1 protein-coding gene is annotated in these 291 nt (G+C 59.1%); it reads right to left on the bottom strand.

The features are described 5' to 3' along the window. Window positions 1-291, bottom strand: a 291-nt coding sequence (locus tag LZP73_RS20235; protein WP_234236725.1) for an ATP-binding cassette domain-containing protein, incomplete at both ends; no start/stop codon positions are given.

The following is a 291-nucleotide window of genomic DNA, read 5'->3' on the forward strand; positions in this document are numbered from 1 at the left end:
GCGGCAGCCGCTCCAGCACGCGGCCTGGGCCGGGTGAAAGCAGAACCAGTTCAGTCGCCATAAACACCGCTTCTTCTATATCGTGGGTAATCAACAGCACCTGCTTTCCCGTCTCCTGCCAGAGTTTCAGCAGCAGGGTTTGTATCTGGTCGCGGGTGAAGGCGTCCAGCGCACCAAACGGTTCGTCGAGTAATAACAGCTGGGGATTTGCCGCCAACGCGCGGGCAATCCCCACCCGCTGACGTTGACCACCGGAAAGCTGCCAGATGTAGCGTTTTTCTGCGCCTTCCA

It is taken from the genome of Shewanella sp. AS16 (genome assembly GCF_021412365.1).
GTDB classification, from domain to species: Bacteria; Pseudomonadota; Gammaproteobacteria; order Enterobacterales; family Shewanellaceae; genus Shewanella; species Shewanella salipaludis.